Annotated in this window: 21 protein-coding genes and 4 pseudogenes; 12 read left to right on the plus strand and 13 right to left on the minus strand. The window is 67.1% G+C overall.

Annotation, left to right across the window (positions count from 1 at the left end; translation table 11 throughout):
• The 3 genes and pseudogenes from MBELCI_RS20425 to MBELCI_RS22575 all read right to left on the minus strand — a co-directional run.
• Nucleotides 1-131, minus strand: a pseudogene (locus MBELCI_RS20425) (electron transfer flavoprotein subunit beta/FixA family protein); the annotation flags it as partial.
• An 81-nt stretch (nt 132-212) separates the two neighbouring features.
• Nucleotides 213-2,177, minus strand: a complete 1,965-nt coding sequence (locus tag MBELCI_RS11505; RefSeq protein ID WP_369385447.1) for a GcvT family protein — start codon at nt 2,175-2,177, stop codon at nt 213-215.
• Nucleotides 2,099-2,637 (minus strand): annotated as a pseudogene (locus MBELCI_RS22575) (NAD(P)/FAD-dependent oxidoreductase). The gene MBELCI_RS11505 and the pseudogene MBELCI_RS22575 overlap by 79 nt, the downstream one beginning before the upstream one ends.
• A 333-nt stretch (nt 2,638-2,970) precedes the next feature.
• Between MBELCI_RS22575 and MBELCI_RS11510 the strand changes: the two are divergent.
• Entirely contained in the window at nt 2,971-3,987 is a 1,017-nt protein-coding gene (locus MBELCI_RS11510; protein ID WP_158497384.1) for a LysR family transcriptional regulator, read from the plus strand.
• Between the two features lie 47 nt (nt 3,988-4,034).
• Here the strand turns inward: MBELCI_RS11510 and MBELCI_RS11515 are convergent, their stop codons facing one another.
• Complete coding sequence (locus MBELCI_RS11515; RefSeq protein ID WP_021694377.1) at nt 4,035-4,946, minus strand: LysR family transcriptional regulator; 912 nt, start codon at nt 4,944-4,946, stop codon at nt 4,035-4,037.
• Nucleotides 4,947-5,060: 114 nt separating this feature from the next.
• Between MBELCI_RS11515 and cuyA the strand changes: the two genes are divergently transcribed.
• The 8 genes and pseudogenes from cuyA to MBELCI_RS11555 all read left to right on the plus strand — a co-directional run bounded on the left by cuyA (nt 5,061) and on the right by MBELCI_RS11555 (nt 13,205).
• A complete protein-coding gene (gene cuyA, locus MBELCI_RS11520; RefSeq protein WP_021694378.1) occupies nt 5,061-6,086 on the plus strand; it encodes a D-cysteate sulfo-lyase in 1,026 nt (341 codons plus the stop codon).
• Between the two features lie 3 nt (nt 6,087-6,089).
• Entirely contained in the window at nt 6,090-7,301 is a 1,212-nt protein-coding gene (locus MBELCI_RS11525; RefSeq protein ID WP_021694379.1) for a DegT/DnrJ/EryC1/StrS family aminotransferase, read from the plus strand.
• Entirely contained in the window at nt 7,298-8,017 is a 720-nt protein-coding gene (cuyB, locus tag MBELCI_RS11530; RefSeq protein ID WP_021694380.1) for a cysteate racemase, read from the plus strand. Before MBELCI_RS11525 ends, cuyB begins: the two co-directional genes overlap by 4 nt.
• Before the next feature lie 52 nt (nt 8,018-8,069).
• On the plus strand, nt 8,070-9,056 hold the full coding sequence (tauA, locus tag MBELCI_RS11535) for a taurine ABC transporter substrate-binding protein (RefSeq protein WP_021694381.1): 987 nt from the start codon (nt 8,070-8,072) through the stop codon (nt 9,054-9,056).
• Between the two features lie 63 nt (nt 9,057-9,119).
• Nucleotides 9,120-9,908 carry a taurine ABC transporter ATP-binding protein gene (locus tag MBELCI_RS11540; RefSeq protein WP_021694382.1) on the plus strand — a complete coding sequence of 263 codons (789 nt, stop codon included), beginning with the start codon at nt 9,120-9,122 and terminating at the stop codon, nt 9,906-9,908.
• Nucleotides 9,909-10,466: 558 nt separating this feature from the next.
• Nucleotides 10,467-10,799: an ABC transporter permease subunit gene (locus MBELCI_RS21670; RefSeq protein ID WP_235047622.1), complete on the plus strand. Its 333-nt coding sequence runs from the start codon at nt 10,467-10,469 to the stop codon at nt 10,797-10,799.
• A gap of 8 nt (nt 10,800-10,807) precedes the next feature.
• Nucleotides 10,808-12,120: pseudogene (hisD, locus tag MBELCI_RS11550) on the plus strand (histidinol dehydrogenase).
• Between the two features lie 65 nt (nt 12,121-12,185).
• Nucleotides 12,186-13,205, plus strand: coding sequence for a YeiH family protein (locus MBELCI_RS11555; protein WP_021694384.1), 1,020 nt, complete (start codon nt 12,186-12,188; stop codon nt 13,203-13,205).
• Between the two features lie 183 nt (nt 13,206-13,388).
• Here the strand turns inward: MBELCI_RS11555 and MBELCI_RS11560 are convergent, their stop codons facing one another.
• From MBELCI_RS11560 to MBELCI_RS19340, 5 genes are read right to left on the minus strand one after another with little or no spacing between them, the layout of a single operon-like run.
• A complete protein-coding gene (locus MBELCI_RS11560) occupies nt 13,389-14,003 on the minus strand; it encodes a hypothetical protein (protein WP_021694385.1) in 615 nt (204 codons plus the stop codon).
• 26 nt (nt 14,004-14,029) lie between these two features.
• A complete protein-coding gene (locus MBELCI_RS11565; protein ID WP_021694386.1) occupies nt 14,030-15,058 on the minus strand; it encodes a YHYH protein in 1,029 nt (342 codons plus the stop codon).
• 23 nt (nt 15,059-15,081) lie between these two features.
• Nucleotides 15,082-15,675, minus strand: coding sequence for a YHYH protein (locus MBELCI_RS19335; protein WP_021694387.1), 594 nt, complete (start codon nt 15,673-15,675; stop codon nt 15,082-15,084).
• Nucleotides 15,645-15,797 (minus strand): hypothetical protein, encoded by a 153-nt coding sequence (locus tag MBELCI_RS21045; RefSeq protein ID WP_235047623.1) that lies wholly within the window; start codon nt 15,795-15,797, stop codon nt 15,645-15,647. Before MBELCI_RS21045 ends, MBELCI_RS19335 begins: the two co-directional genes overlap by 31 nt.
• A 20-nt stretch (nt 15,798-15,817) precedes the next feature.
• Nucleotides 15,818-16,222 (minus strand): hypothetical protein, encoded by a 405-nt coding sequence (locus MBELCI_RS19340; protein WP_021694389.1) that lies wholly within the window; start codon nt 16,220-16,222, stop codon nt 15,818-15,820.
• A gap of 588 nt (nt 16,223-16,810) precedes the next feature.
• Between MBELCI_RS19340 and MBELCI_RS11575 the strand changes: the two genes are divergently transcribed.
• The 3 genes from MBELCI_RS11575 to MBELCI_RS22585 are packed head-to-tail and all read left to right on the plus strand — an operon-like array spanning nt 16,811 to nt 17,933.
• Nucleotides 16,811-17,311 carry a peptidase associated/transthyretin-like domain-containing protein gene (locus tag MBELCI_RS11575; RefSeq protein ID WP_045320064.1) on the plus strand — a complete coding sequence of 167 codons (501 nt, stop codon included), beginning with the start codon at nt 16,811-16,813 and terminating at the stop codon, nt 17,309-17,311.
• Between the two features lie 5 nt (nt 17,312-17,316).
• Nucleotides 17,317-17,616, plus strand: a complete 300-nt coding sequence (locus MBELCI_RS22580) for a hypothetical protein (protein WP_021694391.1) — start codon at nt 17,317-17,319, stop codon at nt 17,614-17,616.
• Between the two features lie 56 nt (nt 17,617-17,672).
• The gene (locus tag MBELCI_RS22585; protein ID WP_369385448.1) at nt 17,673-17,933 is read left to right on the plus strand and encodes a hypothetical protein; all 261 of its coding nucleotides are present in this window, start codon (nt 17,673-17,675) and stop codon (nt 17,931-17,933) included.
• 82 nt (nt 17,934-18,015) lie between these two features.
• Here the strand turns inward: MBELCI_RS22585 and MBELCI_RS11585 are convergent, their stop codons facing one another.
• The 4 genes and pseudogenes from MBELCI_RS11585 to MBELCI_RS11600 all read right to left on the minus strand — a co-directional run bounded on the left by MBELCI_RS11585 (nt 18,016) and on the right by MBELCI_RS11600 (nt 23,719).
• A complete protein-coding gene (locus MBELCI_RS11585) occupies nt 18,016-20,658 on the minus strand; it encodes a TRAP transporter permease (protein WP_021694394.1) in 2,643 nt (880 codons plus the stop codon).
• Between the two features lie 111 nt (nt 20,659-20,769).
• Nucleotides 20,770-21,741, minus strand: a complete 972-nt coding sequence (locus tag MBELCI_RS11590; protein WP_021694395.1) for a TAXI family TRAP transporter solute-binding subunit — start codon at nt 21,739-21,741, stop codon at nt 20,770-20,772.
• A gap of 108 nt (nt 21,742-21,849) precedes the next feature.
• Nucleotides 21,850-22,392, minus strand: a complete 543-nt coding sequence (locus MBELCI_RS11595; protein WP_021694396.1) for a carboxymuconolactone decarboxylase family protein — start codon at nt 22,390-22,392, stop codon at nt 21,850-21,852.
• Nucleotides 22,389-23,719: pseudogene (locus MBELCI_RS11600) on the minus strand (aspartate aminotransferase family protein). Before MBELCI_RS11600 ends, MBELCI_RS11595 begins: the two are co-directional and overlap by 4 nt.
• Nucleotides 23,720-23,763: the final 44 nt, after the last annotated feature.

Here is a 23,763-nt window from a genome sequence, read left to right on the forward strand (position 1 = left end):
TCGACCGCGATCTCGTCGAAGGGGTTCATCGACATCTTCACGTTGGCGAGGTCGACGCCGCTGCCATCCACCTTCACGCGGGGCTGCACGTTGTAGTCCATCACCCGTTTCACCGGCACGAGTATCTTCATGTCGTTTCTCACTGTCTTGGGGGAGGGCGAGCCGGGCTTGCCCTCGGCTCGCGTCAATGCCTTGGCGGCTCGGCGCTCGGATCAGCCCTTGATGCGGATGTTCTCGGGGTCGTAGAGCCCCGGATCCATCACGGTCGCCGCGACCGGTTCGCCGATCACCTCGACCTGCAGCTTCGTGCCCACTTCGGCGTATTCGGGATGCAGGAACCCCATGGCGAGGTTCTTGCCGATCCGGTGGCCCCATCCGGCGGAGGTGATGGTGCCGATGGGCTTGCCATTGGCGAGAATGGCGTCGCCGCCATGCGCAGGGGCGTGGTCGCAGTCGAGCGCGAGGGTGACGAAGCGTTGCTTCAGCCCGTGGGCCAGCTGTTCTTCGAGCGCCGCCTTGCCGATGAACTCGGGCTTGTCGATCTTCACGAAACGGTCGAGCCCGCTCTCGATCGGGTTGAACTCGGTGATCAGGTCCGCCTTCCAGTGGCGATAGCCCTTCTCGAGCCGCATTGACTCCACCGCGTGGCCGCCGAACAGCGTCATCCCGTGCTTTTCACCCTCGGCCCGCAGCGCCAGCCAGGCGGCGTAGAGCTGGTTGTTGGGCACGTGGATCTCATAGGCAAGCTCGCCCGAGAAGCTGACCGACATGACCACGGCGGGGGCGATGCCGACGAAGGCGCGGCGCACCGAAAGCCACGGGAAGGCCGCCTTGGTCCAGTCGCCGCGCGACACGCCGGACAGAACATCGCGCGATTTGGGTCCCGCGATCACGAGGATCGTCCAGTCGTTGGTGAGCGAGCGGATCTGCACCGAGCCGTCTTTCGGAAGATGCGCCTCGAGCCAGTCCATATCGTGGAACTCGGAGGCCGCGGCCGAGCCGTACCAGACAGTATCGGCGTCAAGATTGGCGAGCGTCGCCTCGGCCTTCACGTTGCCCTGATGGTTCAAGAGGTAGGTCAGGCCGACCTTGCCGTCCTTGCGGGGGATGCGGCCGCAGACCATGGTGTCGAGCCAGTCGCGCGCGCCGGGGCCGGTGATCTCGAAGCGGTTGAAGCCATTGACCTCCGCCATCCCGACGCCCGTGCGCATCGCCTCGATCTCCTTTGCCACGACGGGAAAGGTCTCGTTGAACCTAAAGCTGTGGGTTTCCTCGAAATCGGGGCTCGGCTTGATATAGGCCACGCGCTCCCAGCCGTTGACGGTGCCGAACTCGGCGCCCTCGGCCGCGAAGATCGGGGTCAGCGGCGTGGTCTTGGCCGGGCGGCCCGCTGGGCGATGCTCATGCGGGAAGTGGAAGCGGAACTCGTTCTGGTAGTCCTCGATCGCCTTGAGCGCGGTCAGCTCGACATTGGCGTGGCCGGTGACGCGGCGCGGGTCGATCACCCAAGTGTCGTAGCAGGCCTCGCCATGCACGATCTGCTGCGCCAGCAGCCAGCCATGGCCGCCGCCCTCGCCAAGACCGGCGCGCAGGCCGATGATGCAAAACGCATTGCGCTTTCCGGGGATCGGGCCGACCAGCGGCGCGCCGTCGATGGTGTAGGTGATCGGGCCGTTGACGACCGAGTGGATACCCACGTCCATCAGCGCCGGCATCCGCTCGAAGGCGCCTTCGAGCACGTCCATCACCCGGTCGAGATCGTCGGGGCAGAGCGCGTTGACGAAGTTCGGGTCGATCCCGTCCATGCCCCAGGTCTTGCAGTCCTGCTCGTAGAAGCCGACCAGCAGGCCGTTCTTTTCCTGACGGCAGTAATAGTCGCTGATCGGGCAGCGCAGCAGTGGCATGCGAAAGCCCGCCTCCTCGATCGCCTTGATCGGCTCGGTCAGGAAGTACTGGTGCTCCATCGAGGCGACGGGATGGTGCACGCCCATCATCGCGCCGACCTCGTTCACCCGGTAGCCGCAGGCGTTGACGATGATCTCGCAGCTGATGTCGCCATGCTCGGTGTGCACGGTCCAGCTGTCGTCCTTGTGCTGGGTCAGCCCGGTGACGGGAGTGTTGCGGTAGACCTCGGCCCCGGCGAGGCGAGGCGAGCGCGCCGCGCCAGCGCCTGGCACAGCTGCGCGGGGTCGATATCGCCGTCGAGCGGGTCCCAAAGACCGCCCAGAAGGTTGTCGGTCGAAATGAGCGGATGCCGTTTCGCGCATTCCTCGGCGTCGATGATTTCGAAGTCGACGCCCATGCCTTTCGCAACGCTGGCAAAGTGGCGGTAGCCTCCATCTGACGCTCGGTATTGGCGAGGCGAATTCCTCCGTCGGCATGGTGGTAATTGATCGGATATTCCGGATCGTCGGCCAGTTCCTTGTAAAGCTTGATGGAATGGCTCTTGAGGCCGACCATTGTTTGGGTGGCGCCGAAATTGGTGACCTGAGCCGCCGAATGCCACGTGGTTCCGGATGTCAGCTCGTTTCGTTCGACGAGCACGACATCGGTCCACCCTTCCTGCGTCAAGTGATAAAGCGTGGAGCATCCGGCAATGCCTCCGCCGATAACGACGACGCGAGTCTGGTTTTTCATTTTGCCCTCGGACCATTTCGGATTTGTGACGAGTAGCGCGACAGATTGCCGCTCGGTCAATCGTCATGGCGCTGCGTTCAGGGATTCTGAACGCTATCGCGTCTTATCCTGAACGACAGGGCGAGCCCCGGCGTTCGGACGCGCGATGCATAGACCATGGCGCAGCAATCCCGGGCATGTCGCCCGCCTGGCAGGCAGAACGAGAACCGTCCCCCGCAGCGCGCGCCGCCACGCCCGCTCGTGCCCCGCGGCTTTGAAAAATTGCAGTCGACCCGCCGGGCGTCGGCGGGCACACTTGCGCGCAGCGGCCCGCTGGACAGGATGATCACAACCATGAGCAATACCGCGGCCAAGGCCATCGGCCGCCTGACATTGCGCGGCCTGCGCGCCTTCATCGCGCTTGAAGAGACGAGGTCGGTGGCCGCCGCGGCGCAGAAGCTCGGCGTCAGCAAATCGAACGTGTCGCAGCAGATCACTGCGCTCGAACAGAGCGTCGGCACCAAGCTGTTCGACCGCGACAAGAGACCGATCCTGCTCACCCCGGCGGGGCAGGTGCTCAGCCTGCACGCGCATCGCATCACCGCGACGGTCTCGGCCGCCGAAGCGAGCCTTGCCGAGATCAACCTGCGCAGCCTGCCGATCCTCAACACCGGGATCATCGACGATCTCGACGCCTCGCTCACGCCCGCGCTCGCCTCGTTTCTGCAGGCGCGATTGCCACAATGCTTCATTTCCGCCTTCTCGGGCAGATCCGACCAGATCACCGAAAAGCTTATTTCGCGGGATATCGATATCGCGGTGACGGCGATCATGCCGACCGACATGCATAGGTTTAATATCCTGCCCCTGTTGCGCGAACAATTCGTCCTGATTTCCGCGCAGGGGAAATACGATCCACGATCGGATTGGAGAAAGACCCTGTCTGAAATTCCTCTGGCGCAATATTCGGAAAACATGCCAATGGGCCGGCTGGTGTCCGGCCATCTGAAACGGATCGGATTTCACGTCCAAAGGCGGTTTTCCTTCGAATCCACGAGATCGGTGATCGCGACGGTGGTGCAGACGGGGGGCTGGACGCTCTCCACGCCGCTGAGCATTCTCGACGCCGGGGCGCTGGCCGATCGCGTCGATATCTCGCCGCTGCCCTTTGCCGGGCTATCGCGGCAAATCTACCTGATCACCCGGGTCGACGAGATCGGTGCGTTGCCCGATCTCATGGCCCGGGAATGCCGCGGCCTGCTGCGCGACCGGTTGCTTCCCGAATTCGCCAAGCGCGCGCCGCGGCTGACCGAGGCGCTGTCGTTGCAGGGGCAGGTCGAGGACGCGTGCGAACCCGGCGGGGCCGCTTGAACGCCGGGGTGAGGCGCACCAACCTGCGACGGCTCCACGGAGCTCCCCTACCCGCCCGCCTCTGCCGGAGAGGAGATCAGCTCGGTCCAGACGGCCTCCTCCGCCCGGCGCTTCGCACCGGCGAGCCGCATCACGGTAATGGTTAGCGCGCAGCTTGGAAGTTCGTCCGACAGATCGATCAGCTTGCCCTCGGCGATGCGGTCGCGCGCGAGGCTTTCGGGGATCCAAGCGCTGCCGATGCCGACCTGGGCCATCTCCTGCGCCGCCAGCGTCAGCGCCGTCTCGACCCGCTGCACTGCCTGCAGCGGCGGCGGCAGGTTGGGGAGGATCAGCAGGTTCATCACCTGTCCCAGGAACACCGCGTCCGGGTAGGTGACGATCGGCAAAAGCCCCATGGCCCTGTCGCGCAGGTGATCGGCCCGCCGGGCGGCCGCATGGACCGGGATCAGCCGGTCCTGCCCGACCTCGACCGTTTCCAAATAGTCGGCCTCGACCTCGGGGGCGATCGCCTCGATCCGGTAGACCAGCGCGATATCCGCCTTGCGCGACAGCAGCTGGCCGAAGCAGTCGTCGAAATTCGCCGATCGCAGGCGAACCGAGATCGACTCGTGGCGCTCCAACACGCCCTGCAGCAGCCGCGGCGTACGCGAGGTGGTCAGGGCATGCTGGCTCGCCAGCACAACGTGGTTGTCGACCATCTGGCTGCCGCTGCGCAGATCGGCGACGAGCTGGCGCAGCGTGCGGATGATCTGGAGGATTCGATCGCGCTGCGCCTCGGTGGTGCGTTGCAGCTGCACCGGCTTGCGGCTGCGGTCGAAAAGCTCGACCCCGACATGGTCCTCGATCTGCCGAATGCGACGAGAAAAGGCAGACTGCGTCAAAGAGCGGCGTTCAGCGGCCTCGCTGAAGGATCCGGTTTCGGCCACGGCGATCAAGTCTTCCAACCATTCCAAACGCATGCCAGCCTCCGGTCAACTTGCGATTTATGCATGTTACTTTGTTAAATTCGAATTTGCATTGGGGTTTCCTTGAGCGCAACATCCATTTCATGAATTTTTGAACGGGAGCGTCTCATGCATCTGGCCCGGTTTCCCCGCGTCCATCTTGCCCATCTGCCCACTCCGCTCGAACGGCTCGACCGCCTGAGCGCCGAACTCGGCGGCCCCGAGATCTGGATCAAGCGCGACGACTGCACCGGTCTGTCCACGGGGGGCAACAAGACCCGCAAGCTCGAATTTCTCATGGCCGAAGCACAGGCCATGGGCGCCGACATGGTGATGACCCAAGGTGCCACCCAGTCGAACCACGCCCGCCAGACGGCGGCCTTCGCCTCCAAGCTGGGGCTGCGCTGCCACCTGCTGCTCGAGGACCGCACCGGGTCGAAGGATCACAACTACAACCGCAACGGAAACGTGCTGCTCGACCATCTGCACGGCGCCACCACCGAGACCCGCGGCCCCGATCTCGACATGCATGCCGAGATGGAGACGGTGGCCGACACTTTCCGCAAGGACGGCAAGAAGGTCTACACCATCCCCGGCGGCGGCTCGAACGCCACCGGCGCGCTCGGCTATGTCAACTGCGCCTTCGAACTGGTGGGCCAGGCCAATGACCGCGGCATGGTGATCGACCACATCGTCACTGCCACCGGCTCCGCAGGCACACAGGCCGGGCTGATCACCGGCCTCAAGGCGATCAACGCGCAGATCCCGCTTCTAGGCATCGGCGTCCGCGCCCCCCGCGAGAAGCAGGAGGAGAACGTCTACAAGCTGGCCCGTCTGACTGCCGAAAAGCTCGGCTGCGAGGGCGTGGTGGCGCGCGAGGACGTGATCGCCAATTGCGATTATGTCGGCGAAGGCTACGGCATTCCGCGCGAGGACACGATCGAGGCGATCCGCATGTTCGCGGAGCTCGAAGGCATCCTTCTCGACCCGGTCTATTCCGGCAAGGGTGCTGCCGGCCTGATCGACCAGATCCGCAAAGGCCGCTTCAAGAAGGGCGAGCGGGTGGTGTTCCTGCACACCGGGGGTGCGGCGGCGCTGTTCGGCTACGACGCGGTGTTCGAATGCGCCCCCGGCGACAAGCTGGCGGCGGAGTGAGAGATGGCCGAGATGCGTTTCGCCGGTAGCTTCACCCAGCAGGAGCCGATCCCGGAGGAGGGCATCTCGGCGGCGCTGGAGCTCCTTCGCACCGGGCGGCTGCACCGCTACAACACCGTGCCGGGCGAGACCTCGCTCACCGCCCGGCTCGAGGCGGCTTATGCCGAATGGCAGGGCGCGAAATACTGCCTCGCGCTGGCTTCGGGCGGACAGGCGATGCAGATCGCCCTGCGCGCCTGCGGCGTGCGCCCCGGCGACAAGGTCCTGTCGAACGCCTTCACCCTTGCCCCCGTCCCCGGCGCCGTGGCCGCGGTCGGCGCCGAGACGGTGCTGGTCGAGATCACCGAGGATCTGGTGATCGACCTCGACGACCTCGCCGCCAAGGCCCGCGCCTCCGGCGCCGGGCACCTGCTCCTGTCGAACATGCGCGGCCATCTGTGCGACATGGACCGGCTGATGCGGGTCGCCAAGGAGTGCGGCCTGACCGTGATCGAGGATTGCGCCCACACCATGGGGGCGAAGTGGAACGGGCGCCGCTCCGGCAATTTTGGCGCGATGGGCTGCTTCAGCACCCAGACCTACAAGCACATGAATTCCGGCGAGGGTGGGTTCCTCACCAGTGACGATCCCGAACTGATGGCCCGCGCGATCATCATGTCGGGCTCCTACATGCTCTATGAACGCCACGGCGCGGCCCCCGCCGCGGAGGCGTTCGAACGGATCCGGCTCGAGACGCCGAACATGTCGGCGCGGATGGACAATCTGCGCGCGGCGATCCTACTGCCGCAGCTCGACTGGCTCGACGACGCGATCGCCCGCTGGAACGCGCTGCACGACCGGATGGCCGAACGCCTCGCCACCCTGCCCGGCGTCGCCCTGCCGCATCGACCCGAGCCCGAGCTCTATGTCGGCTCCTCGATCCAGTTTCGCCTGCCGGGGCTCGGGGGCGACGCGGCGCGGCAACTGGTGGCCGAGGCGGCGGCGCGCGGGGTCGAGCTGAAATGGTTCGGTGCGTCGGAGCCGGCGGGCTTCACCTCGAACCATGGCAGCTGGCGCTACCTGCGCGAACAGTCCCTGCCCCGCACCGACGCGGTCCTGTCGACCCTGTTCGACATGCGGCTGCCGCTGACCTTCACCCCGGCCGATTGCGATGCCATCGCCCATCATCTCGACGCCGCCCTCGCGGCGCTGCGCAGCCCGGAGGGCGCGGCATGACCCCGAGGCGGATCGGCATATTGGGCGGCATGGGCCCCGAGGCGACGGTGCTGCTGATGCAGCGGCTCATCGCCGCGACACCGGCCCGCGACGACGCCGACCACATCCCCCTCCTCGTCGACATGAACCCACAGGTGCCCTCGCGCATCGCGCGGCTGATCGAGAGGCGCGGCGAGGACCCCGGTCCGGTGCTGGCCGCGATGGCGCGGGGACTGGTGGCGGGCGGGGCCACCGCGCTGGCCATGCCTTGCAACACCGCGCATCACTACGCCCCCGAGATCCGCGCCGCCGCCTCTGTGCCCTTCATCGACATGATCGCGCTCTCGGTCGATCATGCGGCCCGGCTGGCCGGGCCGGGCGGCACGGTCGGGCTTCTGGGTTCGCCCGCGCTGCGCAAGATCGAGGTCTTCGACCGCGCCTGCGCCGAGGCCGGGCTCACCCTTTTGCATCCGGCCGACGAGGGCGCGCTCCTGACCGCGATCCGCGCGATCAAGGCGCGCGGCCCCGATGAAGAGAGCCGCGCCGCCCTGTACACGGCCTCCGCCGATCTCGCCGGGCGCGGCGCGACGCTACAGCTTATCGCCTGCACCGAGTTTTCGCTCATCCCCGAGGCGCTCGCGCCCGAAGCGCAGGGCATCGACACGCTCGACCTTCTGGTCGAGGGCATCCGCGACGCCGCCTGGGGCGCGCGCAACCAAGACGGCCCCGCCGTCTGACCCCCGCATGAAGCGCGAAACAGCGCCGATGCACCCAACAATGGAGACTGAAATGAAACGGATGACGACACGCGCAGCCCTCGCGCTTACCACCTTTCTGGCCGCCGGATCGGCGCTGGCAGAGACCGTGACGATCGGCCACTTCGGCAACCCCACGCCGATGCAGGTCGCCCGCGCCGAAGGCAAGTTCGACGCCGCCACCGGCTGGGACATCGAATGGCGCAAGTTCGGCTCGGGCTCCGAGGTGATCGCGGCCATGGCCTCCGGCGACATCAAGCTCGCCGAGCTGGGCTCCTCGCCGCTCGCCATCGCCACCAGCCAAGGCGTCGAGTTGGAGATGTTCATGCTGGCGCAGGTGCTGGGCTCGGCCGAGAGCCTGATCGCCCGCGACGGCAGCGAGATCGAGACGCTGGAGGATCTCGCGGGCAAGCGGGTCGCGGTGCCCGTCGGCTCGACTGCGCATTTCTCGCTGATGGGCGCGCTCGATCATGCCGGGATCGAAGCCTCGGATCTCACGCTTCTCAACATGCCGCCCGACCAGATCGCCGCCGCTTGGGAGCAAGGCGCGATCGACGCCGCCTTCATCTGGCAGCCCGTCCAGAACCAGATCCTCGAAACCGGCACCCGCCTCGCCACCTCGGCCGAGACCGCCGAGTGGGGCTTTCCGACCTTCGACGCCTGGGTGGTGAGCGCCGAATTCGCCGCCGAGGACGCCGAGGCCGTCGCCGCCTTCGCCAAGACGATGGACGAGGCCAACGCCGCCTATCTCGCCGACCCGGCGGCCTGGACCGCAGACAGCGCGCCGGTGCAGAGCATCGCCGCCGAGACCGGTGCCGATGCGCAGCAGGTCCCGACGATCCTCGAGGGCTTCACCTTCGTGCCGCTCTCCGAGCAGCTGGGCGAAACCTGGCTCGGCAGCGCGCATGAGACGATGCGCGACACCGCCGAGTTCCTCAACGAAGCCGGTCGCATCGACCAGGTGGCCGAGGACTACTCGGGCTTCGTCAACACCGAGATCGGCTCCGCCGCGACGCAGTGATGCCGCGCCCCCCGGCCCCCGCGCGGGGGCCGGGGCCTCCAGACCCCGACGAGGAGTGGTCCAATGGGACTGAACATCAATTCTGCCTCCGTGGTGTTTCCCGCAGCCGAGGGTCGGCCGCCGGTCGAGGCGCTGCGCGGCATCGACCTGGCCATCGCCGAGGGCGATTTCGTGGTGGCGCTCGGCGCGTCCGGCTGCGGCAAATCCACGCTTTTGAACCTGATCGCGGGCTTTCTCTCGCCTAGCTCGGGCGAGATCCTGCTCGATGGCCGCCCCGTGACCGGCCCCGGCGCCGACCGCTCGGTCGTGTTCCAGAAACACGCGCTGCTGCCTTGGCTCAACGTGATCGAGAACGTGGCCTTCGGGCTCAAGATGCAGGGCGTGGCCGAGGCCAAGCGCCTCGCCATCGCCGAGGAATATGTGAAACTTCTGGGCCTCGACGGGTTCCAGAAATCGCCCGTCTACCGGCTCTCCGGCGGCATGCAGCAGCGCGTCGGCATCGCCCGCGCCCTGACCTGCGACCCAAGGGTGCTTCTGATGGACGAGCCTCTGGGCGCACTCGACGCGCTGACCCGCGAAAAGGCGCAGGAGCTGATCCTCAGGATCTGGAACGACACCGGCAAATCCGTCTTCTTCATCACCCACAGCGTCGAGGAGGCGCTGTTCATGGGGACCAAGCTGATCGTGATGTCGCCCCGCCCGGGCCGCATTTCGCATCGCTTCGATCTGCCCTTCTCGCGCCGCGTGCTCGCGGGCGAACCGGCGCGGCAGGTCAAGGCCTCCCCCGAATTCATCCAGCTGCGCGAGGAGGTGCTCGGCATCATCTTCGCCGACGAGGAGGAAGCGGCATGATCGAGACCGTGAAGCACCGTCCGAGCGTCGCCGAAAAGGCCCGCATCAACCCGCGCAGCGGCGTTTTCGCGTGGTTCGCGCGCAGCCGTCCCACCAAGCCCGGCGAAACCTACGGCGTTCCCGGACAGGGCGACACCGCCTGGCTCTCGGTCGCCTCGATCCTGTTCCTGCTCTTCGTCTGGTGGGCGGTGACGGCGCTGGGTCTGGTCAAGCCGCTCTTCGTGCCGAGCCCGCAGGCCATCGTCGCCAAATTCATGGACGTCTGGCAGAACGGCTTTACCAACACCTCGCTGCTCGAACACGTCGCGGTTTCGACCGCGCGGGTCTTCGGCGCCTTCCTTCTGGCCTGCGCCGTGGGCATACCGCTCGGCCTCGCCATGGGGATGAGCCCGGTGATGCGCGGACTGTTCGATCCGCCGATCGAGTTCTACCGCCCCATCCCGCCGCTGGCCTACCTGCCCCTGATGATCATCTGGTTCGGCATCGGCGAGACCTCCAAGGTGCTGCTGATTTTCCTGTCGGTCTTCGCGCCGGTCGCGCTCGGCGCCCGTGCCGGGGGTGCGGTCCGCCGCGATCGAGCAGATCCACGCCGCCTACAGCTTCGGCGCCTCGCGCTGGCAGGTGATGCGCCACGTGATCCTGCCCTCGGCCCTGCCCGAGATCCTGACCGCGATGCGCGTCGGCGTCGGCTTCGGCTGGACCACGCTGGTCGCCGCCGAGATGGTCGCCGCGACCAAGGGGCTTGGCTACATGGTGCTGTCGGCCAGCCAGTTCCTGCAGACCCCCACCGTGATCATGGGGATCATCGTGATCGCCGCGATCGCCTATGCCTTCGACCTGCTCATGCGCTGGATCGAACGCAAGGTCATTCCCTGGAAAGGCAAGATGTGAGACCCGACATGACCGTGACCCATCTCAAGACCGCCAAGCGCCATGCCGAGAGCGACCAGGCCGATACCCGCGCCGCCGTCAGCGCCATGCTGGCCGAGATCAAGTCGGGCGGCGAGCCCCGGGTCGAGGCTTATGCCCGCGACCTCGACCACTGGGACGGCCCGGTGCTGGTCGATGCCGAGACCCGCCGCGCCGCCGCCGATCGGCTCCCCGAAAGCCTCAAGGAGGACATCCGCTTCGCCCATGCCAACATCCGCCGCTTCGCCGAGGCGCAGATGCGGACAGTGCAGGACTGCGAGGTCGAGATCCTGCCCGGCTGATCGCCGGGCAGCGGCAGATCCCGGTCTCGGCGGCGGGCTGCTACGTGCCGGGCGGGCGCTACAGCCACATCGCCTCGGCGCTCATGACCATCACCACCGCCAAGGTGGCGGGTGTCGGTCACATCACCGCCTGCTCGCCCACCCGTCCGGGCGAGGGCATCCCGGCGGCGATCCTCTTCGCCATGGATCTCTGCGGCGCCGACGCGATCCTCAATCTGGGCGGCGTGCAGGGCGTGGCGGCGATGGCCGACGGGCTCTATGGCCTGCCGCGCGCCGACATCCTCGTCGGTCCCGGCAACCAATACGTGGCCGAGGCCAAGCGCATCCTGTTCGGCGAGATCGGCATCGACATGTTCGCGGGCCCCACCGACAGCATGGTGCTGGCCGACGAGACCGCCGATCCCGAGATCGTCGCCATCGATCTGGTGAGCCAGGCCGAGCATGGCTGGAACTCTCCGGTGTGGCTTGCAACCACCGACCGCGCCTTGGCCGAAAAGGTCATGGAGATCGTACCCGGCCTGATCGACGCGCTGCCCGAGCCCAACGCCTCGAGCGCCCGCGCCGCATGGGCCGATTTCGCCGAGGTGATGCTCTGCGACAGCCGCGAGGCGATGGCGCAGATCGCCGACGATTACGCGCCTGAACACCTCCACGTGCAGGCTGCCGATCTCGACTGGTGGCTGAACCGGCTGCGCGCCTATGGCTCGCTGTTTCTCGGCGAAGAGACCACCGTGGCTTACGGCGACAAGGCCTCGGGGCCGAACCACGTGCTGCCGACCTCGGGGGCCGCGCGCTATACCGGCGGTCTTTCGGTGCACAAGTTCATGAAGACCGTGACCTGGCAGCGGGCCGATCGCGCCGCTTCGCGCCGGCTTGGCGGGGCGACCGCCCGGATCAGCCGGGTCGAGGGGATGGAGGGTCATGCCCGCGCTGCCGACATCCGCCTGATCCGCTACGCCGTGACCGAGCCCAGCCCCGCCTCCGCCAAGGTCGCGGGCTAGGTCCTCCCCCCCCGGCGCCCCGGCCCGGCCCAGTCGGGGCGCCTTCATTGCCGAAGGATTTCCCGATGTTCGTCGATGCGATCGCGCCAGCCTGGCTGCGCGCGCCGGTGCTGCGCCTGCCCGTGCTGCTGCCCGGTTTCACCGTCGCCGCCGTGGTCGCCGTGGCGGCCCAGTTCATCTCCGAGCATTACGGTGCGCCGGCGATGCTCATGGCGCTGCTCTTGGGGATGGCGCTGCAGTTCCTGTCGCTCGAGGGGCGCTGCGTCGAGGGCATCGGCTTCACGGCCCGGCAGGTGCTGCGTCTCGGCGTGGCACTCTTGGGCGCGCGGATCTCGGTCGAACTGCTGCTCGATCTCGGGGCGGGGTTGATCGGTCTTATCGTGGCGGCGGTGGCTGCGACGATCTGTTTCGGCTTTCTCGCGGGCCGCGCGCTCGGCAAGGGTTGGCGCTTCGGCCTGCTGACGGGGGGCGCGGTGGCGATCTGCGGCGCCTCGGCCGCCATGGCCATCGCCGCCGTGCTGCCGCGCGACGAGACCTCCGAGACGGATCTGAGCTTTACGGTCCTCGGCGTCACCGTGCTGTCGACGCTGGCGATGATCGCCTATCCGCTGCTGACCAGCTGGTTCGGCTTCGACACGCGCACCACTGGGGTCTTCCTCGGGGCCACGATCCACGACGTGGCACAGGTCGTCGGCGCGGGTTTCTCGATCTCGCCCGAAGCGGGCGAGACCGCGACGCTGGTCAAGCTGATCCGCGTCACCCTGCTCGCGCCTGTCGTATTGCTGTTCTCTCTGGCGATCCGAGCACGCGGCCTGGGCGAGATTGCCGAAGGTCGCAGGCCACCGCTGATCCCGGGCTTCGTGCTCGGGTTTCTCGCTCTGGCGGCTCTGAACTCCGCCGGTTTCGTCCCGGCCATTCTGGCGGATCTCTTGGCCGACGCCTCGGGCTGGGCGCTGCTGATCGCGATCGCGGCGGTGGGGATGAAAACCTCTCTTGCCACCGTGCTGCAGGTCGGCGGCGTGGCCATCGCGCTCATCACAGCCGAGACGCTCTTCCTCGCGGGTATCTTTGCCGCTGCGCTGTGACACGGTGTCGAGGGACGGCGCGAATGCGCTCGGCACAAGGAGAAGGCGCAGGCCGATCACGGCGGGCAGACGGGGCCTGCGGGTGATGTCACGGCTGCTCCCCCGGTCGGCAGCCGGGGGTCCGGGGTGGCGGTACGGCGCGCGGCGGGCAACCACCCCCCGCCGCGCCAGTGGGCGGTATCCTCAGTTCACCGCGAAGCAGTAGAACAAACCATCGCCGCCCGTGCCCTGCAGGTCCGGCAGGCTGCATCCGCGTGACGCATGAGCCGCGTTCCAAGACGTCGGCGCGTCGCCGCCACCGATGCGGTCGTGATGCCCGACCATGGCCGAGCCTTCGCCGCTGCTCGTCCAGTCCGAACAAGCCTTGCCCGCGAGCCTGCCATCGGCGGTCGAGCCGGTCAGGATGTCGTGCCGGTTCGGCTCGTCGCCACGCCCGTTGATGACCGCGCCGGTTTCGCTGAGCGAGGTCTCCTTGCCCAGATCGTTGGCCTCGCTATGCAGCTCGGCCACATCGGCGGCCACCGTGACACCTTGGGCATTCACCCAAGGGCCTGTCCCGATCCGGTCGCGGGCATCCTCGGCGCTGGAGGAAAGATAGGCAGCCCATGTCCTGCCGGCGACACCCGCCGCCTCGGCGAGCGCAGTGCAATGCGCATCCGCCCCCTCCAGACCGCCCAGATCGGCGCCTTGCCCGGGGTTCTCGCTGGTGATGAAGAAGCTCATATCCGCGTCTTGGGCGGTGGCGGCCGTGCCGAGGCCGGTCAGAAGCACGAGGGGAAACATCAAGATTCTGGTCATTGGTTTTCTCCTGCTTGGGTGTCGTTCTACTGGTCCGCCTCCGGCCCGCCTTGCCCAACGGGTCCACCGGGGCCGCGCCCTTGCGCGGAGGCGTCGCATGTGCCTTCCGCATCGTTCAAGGTGCAGCCCGCCTGCGCGGTCAGACAACCAAGGATCGCGTTCGATCCCGGCGCGCCGGCGTGATAGTGATAGCCGTCCGTTTCATCCGCATGGCCATTGCACTGATCGAGGTCCGCAGGCGCCGATCCATCCGCCATCAGATGCGGCAGGATCGCGTGGCCATCCATGGCGATGCCGATCCGCGCGCCGTGATCCCCGGCCCCGTCCGTCTGCGCCACGCCGTCGAGGCAATCGGTGACCGCGTGGTAATGATAGCCGACATGCGGGTTCACATGCCCGCCACAATCGTCGAAGGGCGCGATGGTATAGGCCCCGAGGATCGCGTCGACAGGGGCCGGCCCGTCGAGACGCACGCCGTTATGGGCAAGGCCCGAGCCGCTCTGCCCGGTGCGACCCGCCGCTTCGGCCGCGACCGGCTCCAGCGGGATGACATAGGTCATCGCAGGCGTCTCGGGCAGCGTCTCGGGCAGGCATTGCACGCAATAGTTCTGATAGGCCGGGTCGACATCCGGGCGCGCCGCCGCCTCGCAGTCCTCGAGTGTGCCGGTATAGCGCACCTTACCGGTGTCGGGATCGAAAAGCTGCCAATTGCTGTCGCCGTAGATCTCCGACAGGCGGGTGATGAAATCGCCATCCACGTCGACGGTTTCCCCGTCGAGAAACCAGATGCCGCCCGCCTCCGCGCCGTCGCTCACGGTCGTCGGGCACCATGGCCCCGGCGCATGGCCCTGCGGAGCTGCGGTGAGGGTGATCGAGAAGCAGTCCGCTTTGGCCCCCTCCGACAAGGTGCATTCGACGATCTCGGGGCCGGAGACGACATCCGCGCCCTCGAAGAAATGCGCAATGTCCTGCAGGCGATCATCATTCGCCTGCGCCACGCCGATGGTCGGAAGGCTGGCCAGCGCGGCAAAGACGCACGTGGTCCTGATGGTCACGGGCTCTCTCCTCTTGTTGCCGGTCATTGCCCGCCGGGCGTGGGCAATGCCGCGCGCAAAGCCTCTTCCTCGATGCCGAGCGCCTGTGCGACTTCGGCCAGATCGGCCTCGCGTCCGCCCGCGTCGGTCATGGCCTGCATCAATGCCTCGGCGCTAATCCCCAGCGTGGTGGCGGCCTCTTCGAAGCCCGGGGGCATGCCACCGGCCGGCCCGCCGCCGCCGCGCATGTCTGCGGCACCGATGCCCTGATCCGCGGTGGTCGAGAAGTTGTCTTCGGCCATCGTGCCGACGAGGCAGGCGGGCAGGTTCGGGAAGCTTTCGGAGGCATGGTAGTGATAGCTCTCGCCCTGCGCCGTCATGCCGAGATGGCCGCCGCACTCATCCAGCGCCTCGGGCGCGCTGCCATCCGCCTCGACGCTGCCGAACATGGGAAACCCGTCGAAGGCATAGCCAAACAGAGCGCTCTTGTCCTGTTCTTGCGCGCAATCGGCCAGGACGCCCTCGGTCTCGTAGACTGTCTCGATATCCGAGGCGGTCGCGTGCCAGTGATACCAGCCGCCCGGATCAATGTGACCGCCGCAAACGTCTAGCGCGGGCAGGTGGCCGGTGTCGAGCACCGAGGGCGCGTCGCAAAGATCGGCACCCCGTCGAGCGCGACGCCGACCTTAGCCACGGTGCCCAGATCGGTCGGGCTCTCGGCCATGACCGGCTCCACCGGCAGGCGCATGGTGATGACCACGCTTTCGTCCTGCGTCGCCATCAGGCAGGCATGATCGACATCGGGCCGCGCGCCGAACCGGGGTCGCTGATCGCAACGTCGCCATTTTCGTCGTAGAACCTGTAGCCCTGATCGGCCAGCATCTCGAAGAAGGCGCGGTCGAGCCGGTAGAGCCCCGCCGCTTCGCCATCCCAGTCCCAGACGCCGCCGGTCTCGTCGAGATTGGTCGGGCAGAACGGCCCGATTTCCAACGCCTCGGGCTTGTAGGCGGCGGTGAATTCGTAGCACTTCGCCTCGCTGCCATCCTCGAGCGTGCAATCGACGATCTCGGGCTCTTGCGTGAAGGCCGTGGACGCGAACTGCGCGGGGTCGGGGTTGGACAGGGCCATGCCGGGCGTCAGCAGCAGCAGCGATGCCGAAAGCGGTGTCATCTTGCGAATCGTCATGTCTCGTTCTCCGGATCATCGTTTCGGCTGCGCCCACGGGGCGGTTCGGGCGCATGCTCGCCCAAGACATCAAGTAGATCGGGGGGGAGGGTTTCAAGCTGTGGTCGTCCGGCACGGGAACCTGACGTGCAAACGCCAGATCGACCTTTTGGCGACACGTCGTTCGCCCCGAAGGAGACACCCCGTCCCGGATCGCCCCGCATCAGGCGCCCGAATTCCTTGACGGCCATTTCCGACATGCGCGTGATCCTTTCATGAACACGCAGAAACTAAACGCTCGTCGGCAGCAGCCCGTTATCTGACATACCGTAGGGGAAACATATATTTGGAACGATGAGGCCAGCGGTGGAAACGATGGTACAGGACATTCGTCCTTCATCGAAAATTCGGCGCTCGAGCCGTCTTCCGGATCGGGCCGTGCCGCTCGTTTGAAAAGCAATGACCTTCACGAAGCCGTGGATGCGGCGTCTGCGGTATCCCTTGCCCGTCCGTAATTTGATATGAACGAAAATGAGGTTCGCGCGCATGGCCTCGACCGTCTCGACATGCCAGCGCCACCTTTCGACAAGCGAAACAGGAGGGACCGACATGTTCCCTGACCGACCCAACCGACGCGGATTTCTCATCGCCGGCACGACCACGGCCGCAACGGCGCTGGCGACCGGTGCCTCCGGGCTTCTCTTGCCCGCCCATGCACAAGGCCTCGCTCCGACGCGCAGCATGCGCGGCGGTTCCAACAACTACCTGCCGGGCGCACCGATCGTCGGTCGGATCGGCGGCGGCGGGTTCTGGATGGCGGGCACGGTGCGGCGCGCGGGCGACGGCGCCCCGCTCGGGGGCGTGCGCATACAGATCTGGGCGCACACGACCGAGGGGCACGAGCGCGACCCCCATAGCCACGGCGCGACGCTGACCGATGCCGATGGCGCGTTCCGGCTCGAAATGCCGCAGATCGTCCCGGCCTTCGGCCAGCCGCACGGCCACCTTGCCTATGACGACGCCAATTTCGAGACGGTGTTCCTGCGGCCGGTGATGCCGAGCGCCAAAGACACCAGCCTGAGCGCGCATTTCGTGCTTCGGCCCGTCTGAGCGGCTTGCCGGTCCTGCGCGCGATCCTGATCTGGGGGGCGCTCGTGATGGTCGCCGGGGTGCCGGTCGCCGTGGCCGCGACGAGCCCGCTGCTTGCTTGGCGCGATCCGGTCTACATCGCGGCGGGCTTCGCGGGTGTGGTCGCGATGGTGCTGCTGCTGCTTCAGCCGCTTCTGGCGGGAGGATACCTTCCCGGCCTGTCCGCTACGCGCGAACGGCGTGTTCACGGCTGGATCGGGGGGACGCTGGTCGCGGCGGTCGTTTTGCATGTTGCAGGGCTATGGGTCACCAGCCGCCCGATGTGATCGACGCGTTGCTATTCGCGTCGCCCACACCGTTTTCCGCCTGGGGCGTCATCGCCATGTGGGGCGTTTTCGCCTCCACGATACTGGTGGTCCTGAGGCACAAGCTGCGCCTTCGCACCACGCGGTGGCGCCTCGGGCACACGGCGCTCGGGGTGGTGATCGTGCTGGGCAGCGTGGTGCACGCGCTGCTGATCGAGGGGACGATGGGCATGGCCTCGAAAGCGGTGCTCTGCGCGCTGGTCCTTGCCGCCACGCTCAAACTCGTGTTCGATCTGCGCCATCGGCTTTTACGAGCGAAGCCCGGCGACCTTCCCTGACAGCCCGACCGGTTCGGATTGGCAGGGCCGCGTGCAATGGCGGCCCTGCCGATCCCGTTTGGGCCTTCGCAAAGGCAGTCCCTCAGAAGGCGGGCACGGTCTGGCGGCGGCGCTGCAGCAGCACCACCACGCCCAAAAGCAGCAGCGCCGGGATGTAGAACACGTATTTCGTGATCCGCTCGCGCGGTGCCTGCACCTGCGAGATCTGCACCGGCGTGTCCGAGTAGAAATCGAAATTGCCGAGCTTCTCGGCCGCCGAGGTGCCGAACATCGGCTCGTCGAGCCGCACCACGTCGCCCTCTGGAAAAAGCAGCAGGCCGGAGGCGTCGATCCGCTCGGCGGCCCCGCCATCGCCCTCGATGTCCATCACGAGCGTCGTCTCGGTGATCTCGCCCGAGGTGAAGTCGGGCCCTTCGATCTTGAGACGCAGCGTGTCGCCCGCATTGGCCTCGGCCACCGCCGTCTCGAACTGCGCGGGCGCGTAGCTCTGGAACGGGCTCTGCAGCTGGTTCAGCCAGAAACCCGGCACGAAGAGCGTGAAGGCCACGAGAAGGAGTGCCGCGGATTCGTGGATCTTCGACGGCGCGAGGAAATAGCCCTGCGTCGCGGCGGCGAAGAGCAGCATGGCGAAGGTCGCCACCACGAAGATGAACACCGCCTGCCCGATGCCGAACCACGTGCCCAGATCGATGCCATAGAGGATCAGCGCCGGGTTGTAGATGAACAGGAAGGGCAGCGCGACGGTGCGCAGCGAGTAGAAGAAGGCGGTGAAGCCCGTCTTGATCGGATCGCCGCCCGACACGGCGGCGGCGGCGAAGGAGGCCAGCCCCACGGGCGGCGTCACGTCGGCCATGATCCCGAAGTAGAACACGAAGAGATGCGCCGCGATCAGCGGCACGATCAGCCCCTCCTGCGCGCCCAGATTCACCACCACCGAGGCCATCAGCGACGAGACCACGATATAGTTCGCCGTGGTCGGCAGACCCATGCCGAGGATCAGCGAGAACAGCCCCACGAAAATCAGCATCAGGATCAGGATGCCGCCCGAAAGCTGCTCGACGAGGCCGGCGAGCTCGGTGCCGATCGGCGTCTTGGTGACGGTGGCGACGATGATGCCGGCGGCCGCCGTGGCGACGCCGATGCCGATCATGTTGCGCGCGCCCGCGACGAGGCCGTCGCGCAGGTCGTGCAAGCCCGCGCCGAATTCATGCGAGAGCTGGCTCCCTTGCCCGCGGAACAGCGCCTTGAGCGGGCGCTGGGTGACGATGATGAACAGCATCAGGCAGGTGGCGTAGAAGGCCGATTTGGCCGGGCTCTGCCGCTCCACCATCAAGAACCAGACCAGAACGATGATCGGCAGCACGTAGTGCAGGCCGGTGGCATAGACCTCGCCCACGGTGGGCAGCTTGATCTCCTCGTCCGAGGGGTCGTCCATCGCGAGGTCGGGACGCTTGGCCGCGACCCAGACGAGACCGAGATAGAGCAGACCCAGCACCACCATCATCACCGGTGCGGCGAGGGACGGCAGCGCCGCCTCGAGCGCGTCGACGCCGTAGATCAACGCCGTGAAGGCGATGCCGGCGACGGCGAAGCCGAGCAGGAATTTCACGATCATCCCGGCGAAGCTCTTGCTTTGGCCAAGCGCGGGCATCTCGCGCTTCAGCGCCTCGAGATGCACGATGTAGACCAGAGCGATGTAGGAGATCACCGCCGGGATGAAGGCGTGCTTGATCACCTCCAGATAGGAGATGCCGATGAACTCGACCATCAAAAAGGCGGCGGCGCCCATCACCGGCGGCATGATCTGGCCGTTGACCGAGGAGGCCACCTCGACCGCGCCGGCCTGCTCCTTGGAGAAGCCCACCCGCTTCATCAGCGGAATGGTGAAGGTGCCGGTGGTGACCACGTTGGCGATCGACGAGCCGGAGATGAGACCGGTCATGGCCGAGCCGACCACGGCCGCTTGGCAGGACCACCGCGCAGATGCCCCAGCCCCGCCGAAGGCGAGCTGGATGAAGTAGTTGCCGGCGCCCGCCTTGTCGAGGAGCGAGCCGAACAGCACGAAGAGGAAGACGAAGGCGGTCGAGACCCCGAGCGGGATGCCGAAGACGCCCGCCGTGTCGAGCCATTGCGCGTTGATCAGCGAGGTGAAGGAGAGGCCCTCATGCTCGATCAGGTCGGGGATCAGCCAGCCGGTCCCGAACCACGCATAGAGCAGGAACAACCCGCCGACGACGGTCAGCGCGGGCCCCAGCGCCCGGCGCGAGGCCTCGAGCAGCACGAGGAGACCGACCGAGCCGATGATGACCTGCGTCTGCGTCGGCAGGCCCGAGCGCGCGGTCATCGCGAGATGGTCGGAAAACCAGAAGACGTAGAAGGCGCAGAAGGCGCCGACGAGGGCGAGGCCCCAGTCGATCAGCGGGATGCGTTCGCGTGGGCTCGACTTGAAGGCCGGGTAGGCCAGAAAGGCGAGGAAGATCGCGAACATCAGGTGGATCGGCCGGGTCTGCGAGGAGTTGAGCACCGGCAGGTAGGCGCCGAACCACAGCTGCGGCTGCGCGATCCAGAGCTGGAACAGCGACCAGACCATCGCCGTGCCCGCGATCAGCATCGCCGTGGCGCGGCTGGTCGGCGCGCGCGCGCCCGAATCCGAACTGGTGACAAGGTCCTGAAGATCGTCGTCCGAATATTGCCGGTCGTCCCGGTCTTCGCGCTGGTCGGCCATCGGACGCGTCCCCTCATGCTGTGGCGGTATCAGGCCCGTCCTTCGGGACGGGAAAGGCCGGGGCGCGCGGTCCATGCGCGCCCCGGCCGGTCATCTCGCGGGGCGTGGGGCTTACTCGCTGAGCAGCCCGGCTTCGCGGTAGTACTTCTCGGCACCCGCATGCAGCGGTGCGGAGAGACCGTCGGCGACCATCTCTTCCTGGGTCAGGCTGGCGAAGGCCGGGTGCAGGCTCTTGAACTGGTCGAAGTTCTCGAACACCGCCTTCACGGTCTCGTAGACCACGTCCTCGGGCACGGTGGCCGAGGAGATGAAGGTCGCGCCGACGCCGAAGGTCGAGACGTCCTCGTCATTGCCGCGATACATGCCGCCCGGAATGGTGGCGGTGCGGTAGTAGGGGTTGTCCTCGACCAGCTTGTCGACGGCCTCGCCCGAGACCTCGACCAGCACCGCGTCGCAGGCGGTGGTCGCTTCCTGGATCGAGCCCGACGGGTGGCCGACGGTGTAGACCATCGCGTCGATGTTGTTGTCGCACAGCGCCTGGGACTGCTCGGCGGCCTGCAGCTCGGAGGTGAGCTGGAAGTCGTCCATGGTCCAGCCCATGGCCTCCATCAGCACCTCCATGGTGCCGCGCTGGCCCGAGCCGGGGTTGCCGACATTGACGCGCTTGCCCTTGAGGTCCTCGAAGGTCTCGATCCCGGCATCGGCGCGCGCCACGACGGTGAAGGGCTCGGGGTGGACCGAGAACACCGCGCGCAGGTCCTCGAACGCGCCCTGCTCCTCGAACTGCGAGGTGCCTTCGATCGCGTGGAACTGCCAGTCGGACTGGGCCACGCCGAACTCAAGCTCGCCCGAGCGCACGGCGTTGATGTTGTAGACCGAACCGCCGGTCGATTCGACGCCGCAGCGGATGCCGTGATCGGCGCGGCCCCGGTTCACGAGGCGACAGATCGCGCCGCCGGTCGGGTAGTAGACGCCCGTGACGCCACCGGTGCCGATCGAGATGAACTTCTGGCCCTCCTGCGCGGCGGCACCGCTTGCGGCAAGGGTCAGTGCGGTCGCGGCTCCGACGAGATAGGTCTTCATAGGCTCTCTCCCTTAAGTCTCTTGATTTTCGTTGGTCGCCTTGGCGATTGGCTCGCCTAAGCGTGATCTCCCGCCTGTGAAAGTCAACACTGCACCGGTGTCAACGGGTTACGGCGCGGGCGTTTTCTCCAATTCTGCCAGAATGTTGGCGTCAAGGGGCAATTCGGCCGTGTTGGCGATGAAAGCCAGCACCGTATAGAAGCCCACCGTTGCCATCAGATCGAACATGCCCGCGCGACCGACCAAAGCTTCCAGATCGGCCTGCCGGGCGCGCGACAGACGCGACGCCTCCAACAGCTCGTCCACCGCGCCCGCGAGCACCGCGTCGGCCTCGGACATGGCGTCGAGCGGCCCCTTGATCGAGGCGATGCGCGCCTCCTCCATGCCGAGCTTGCGAGCGCGGCTGACATGGTGGCCCCATTCGTAGTCCGATCCGTGGCGAAGCCCGGTGCGCAGGATCACCACCTCACTGAACTCCGCCCCGAGTGCCGTGTCGACCACCACATGCTGTCGCAAGTCGGACCATGCCCGCAAGAGGGCCGGGTGATGCGCCATCACCCGGTAGATGTCGAGCCGGCCCGCGAAGCCGGGCAGCATGTCGGCGATCCCGCCGGGCCATTCGGCATCCGAGAGCGGCGTCGGCGCCGTCATGCGACCTCTCCCAGGCCCGCATCCACGGCCTCGGCCAGACGCTCGACGATGCGGTCGATGTCCTCGCGCTCCACGATGAAGGGCGGCGCCAGCAACACGTGGTCGCCGCGCGCCCCGTCGATCGTGCCGCCCATCGGATAGACCATGAGCCCGCGCTCCATCGCCGCCGCCTTGATCCGGGCATGCAGCTTGAGAGCGGGGTCGAAGGGGTCCTTGGTCTCGCGGTCGGCCACCAGTTCGATCGCCTGAAACAGCCCCCTGCCCCGAACGTCGCCGACATGGGCGTGGCGGCCGAAGGTCTCCTTCAGCCGCGCGCGCAGATGCGCGCCCATCTCGCGCACATTGGCAAGAAGGTCGTCGCGTGCGATCACCTCCTGCACCGCCAGCGCCGCAGCCGCCGCCATCGGGTGGCCCATATAGGTGTGACCGTGCTGGAAGAAGCCCGACCCGTTCGAGATGGCGTCGTAGATCCTTTCGCTCAGCAACACCGCGCCGATCGGCTGGTAGCCGCCGCCAAGTCCCTTGGCCACGGTCATCAGGTCGGGCGAGATGCCCTCCTGCTCGCAGGCATGCAGCGTGCCGGTGCGGCCCATGCCGCACATCACCTCGTCGAGGACCAAAAGAACGCCGTGCCGGTCGCAGATCTCCTGGATGCGCCTGAAGTAATCGCCCACCGGTGGCACTGCCCCCGCCGTGGCACCCACCACCGGCTCGGCCACGAAAGCCAGAACGGTCTCGGGGCCGAGTTCCTGAATCTTCGTCTCCAACTCGCCCGCCGCGCGCGCGGCGTAATCGGCGTCGCTCTCGGCCTCGCGCTGCTCGCGATAGGCAAAGCAGGGGGCGATGTGGTGCGTCTCCATCAGGAGCGGTTTGAACTGCGCGCGTCGCCATTCGTTGCCGCCCGTCGCCAGCGCGCCCAGCGTGTTGCCATGGTAGCTCTGGCGCCGGGCGATCACGTGGCGACGCCCGTCCTCGCCGCGCTCGGTCGCGTATTGCCGCGCGAGCTTCAGCGCCGCCTCGACCGCCTCGGAGCCGCCGGAGACGAGATAGGCGTGGCCGATGCCCTCGGGCGCGTCGGCCACAAGCCGATCACCGAGCCGCTCGGCCGCCTCGGTGGTGAAGAAGCCGGTATGGGCATAGGCGAGGGTGTCGGCCTGCTCGTGCAGGGCGGCGATCACATCGCGATGGCCATGGCCGAGGCAGGAAACGGCGGCGCCGCCGCAGGCGTCGATGTAGTCGCGCCCCTCGCTGTCCGTGATGGTCAGGCCACGTGCCGCGACGGCCGGCGGGGCTGAAGGCGCGTGGAGCGATGGAGAAGGTGGGTCATGACGGCTTCCGACGGTTTCGAGTAGGACCGATGTATGCGCCCCG

The organism is Limimaricola cinnabarinus LL-001 (assembly GCF_000466965.1).
Taxonomy (GTDB): domain Bacteria; phylum Pseudomonadota; class Alphaproteobacteria; order Rhodobacterales; family Rhodobacteraceae; genus Limimaricola; species Limimaricola cinnabarinus.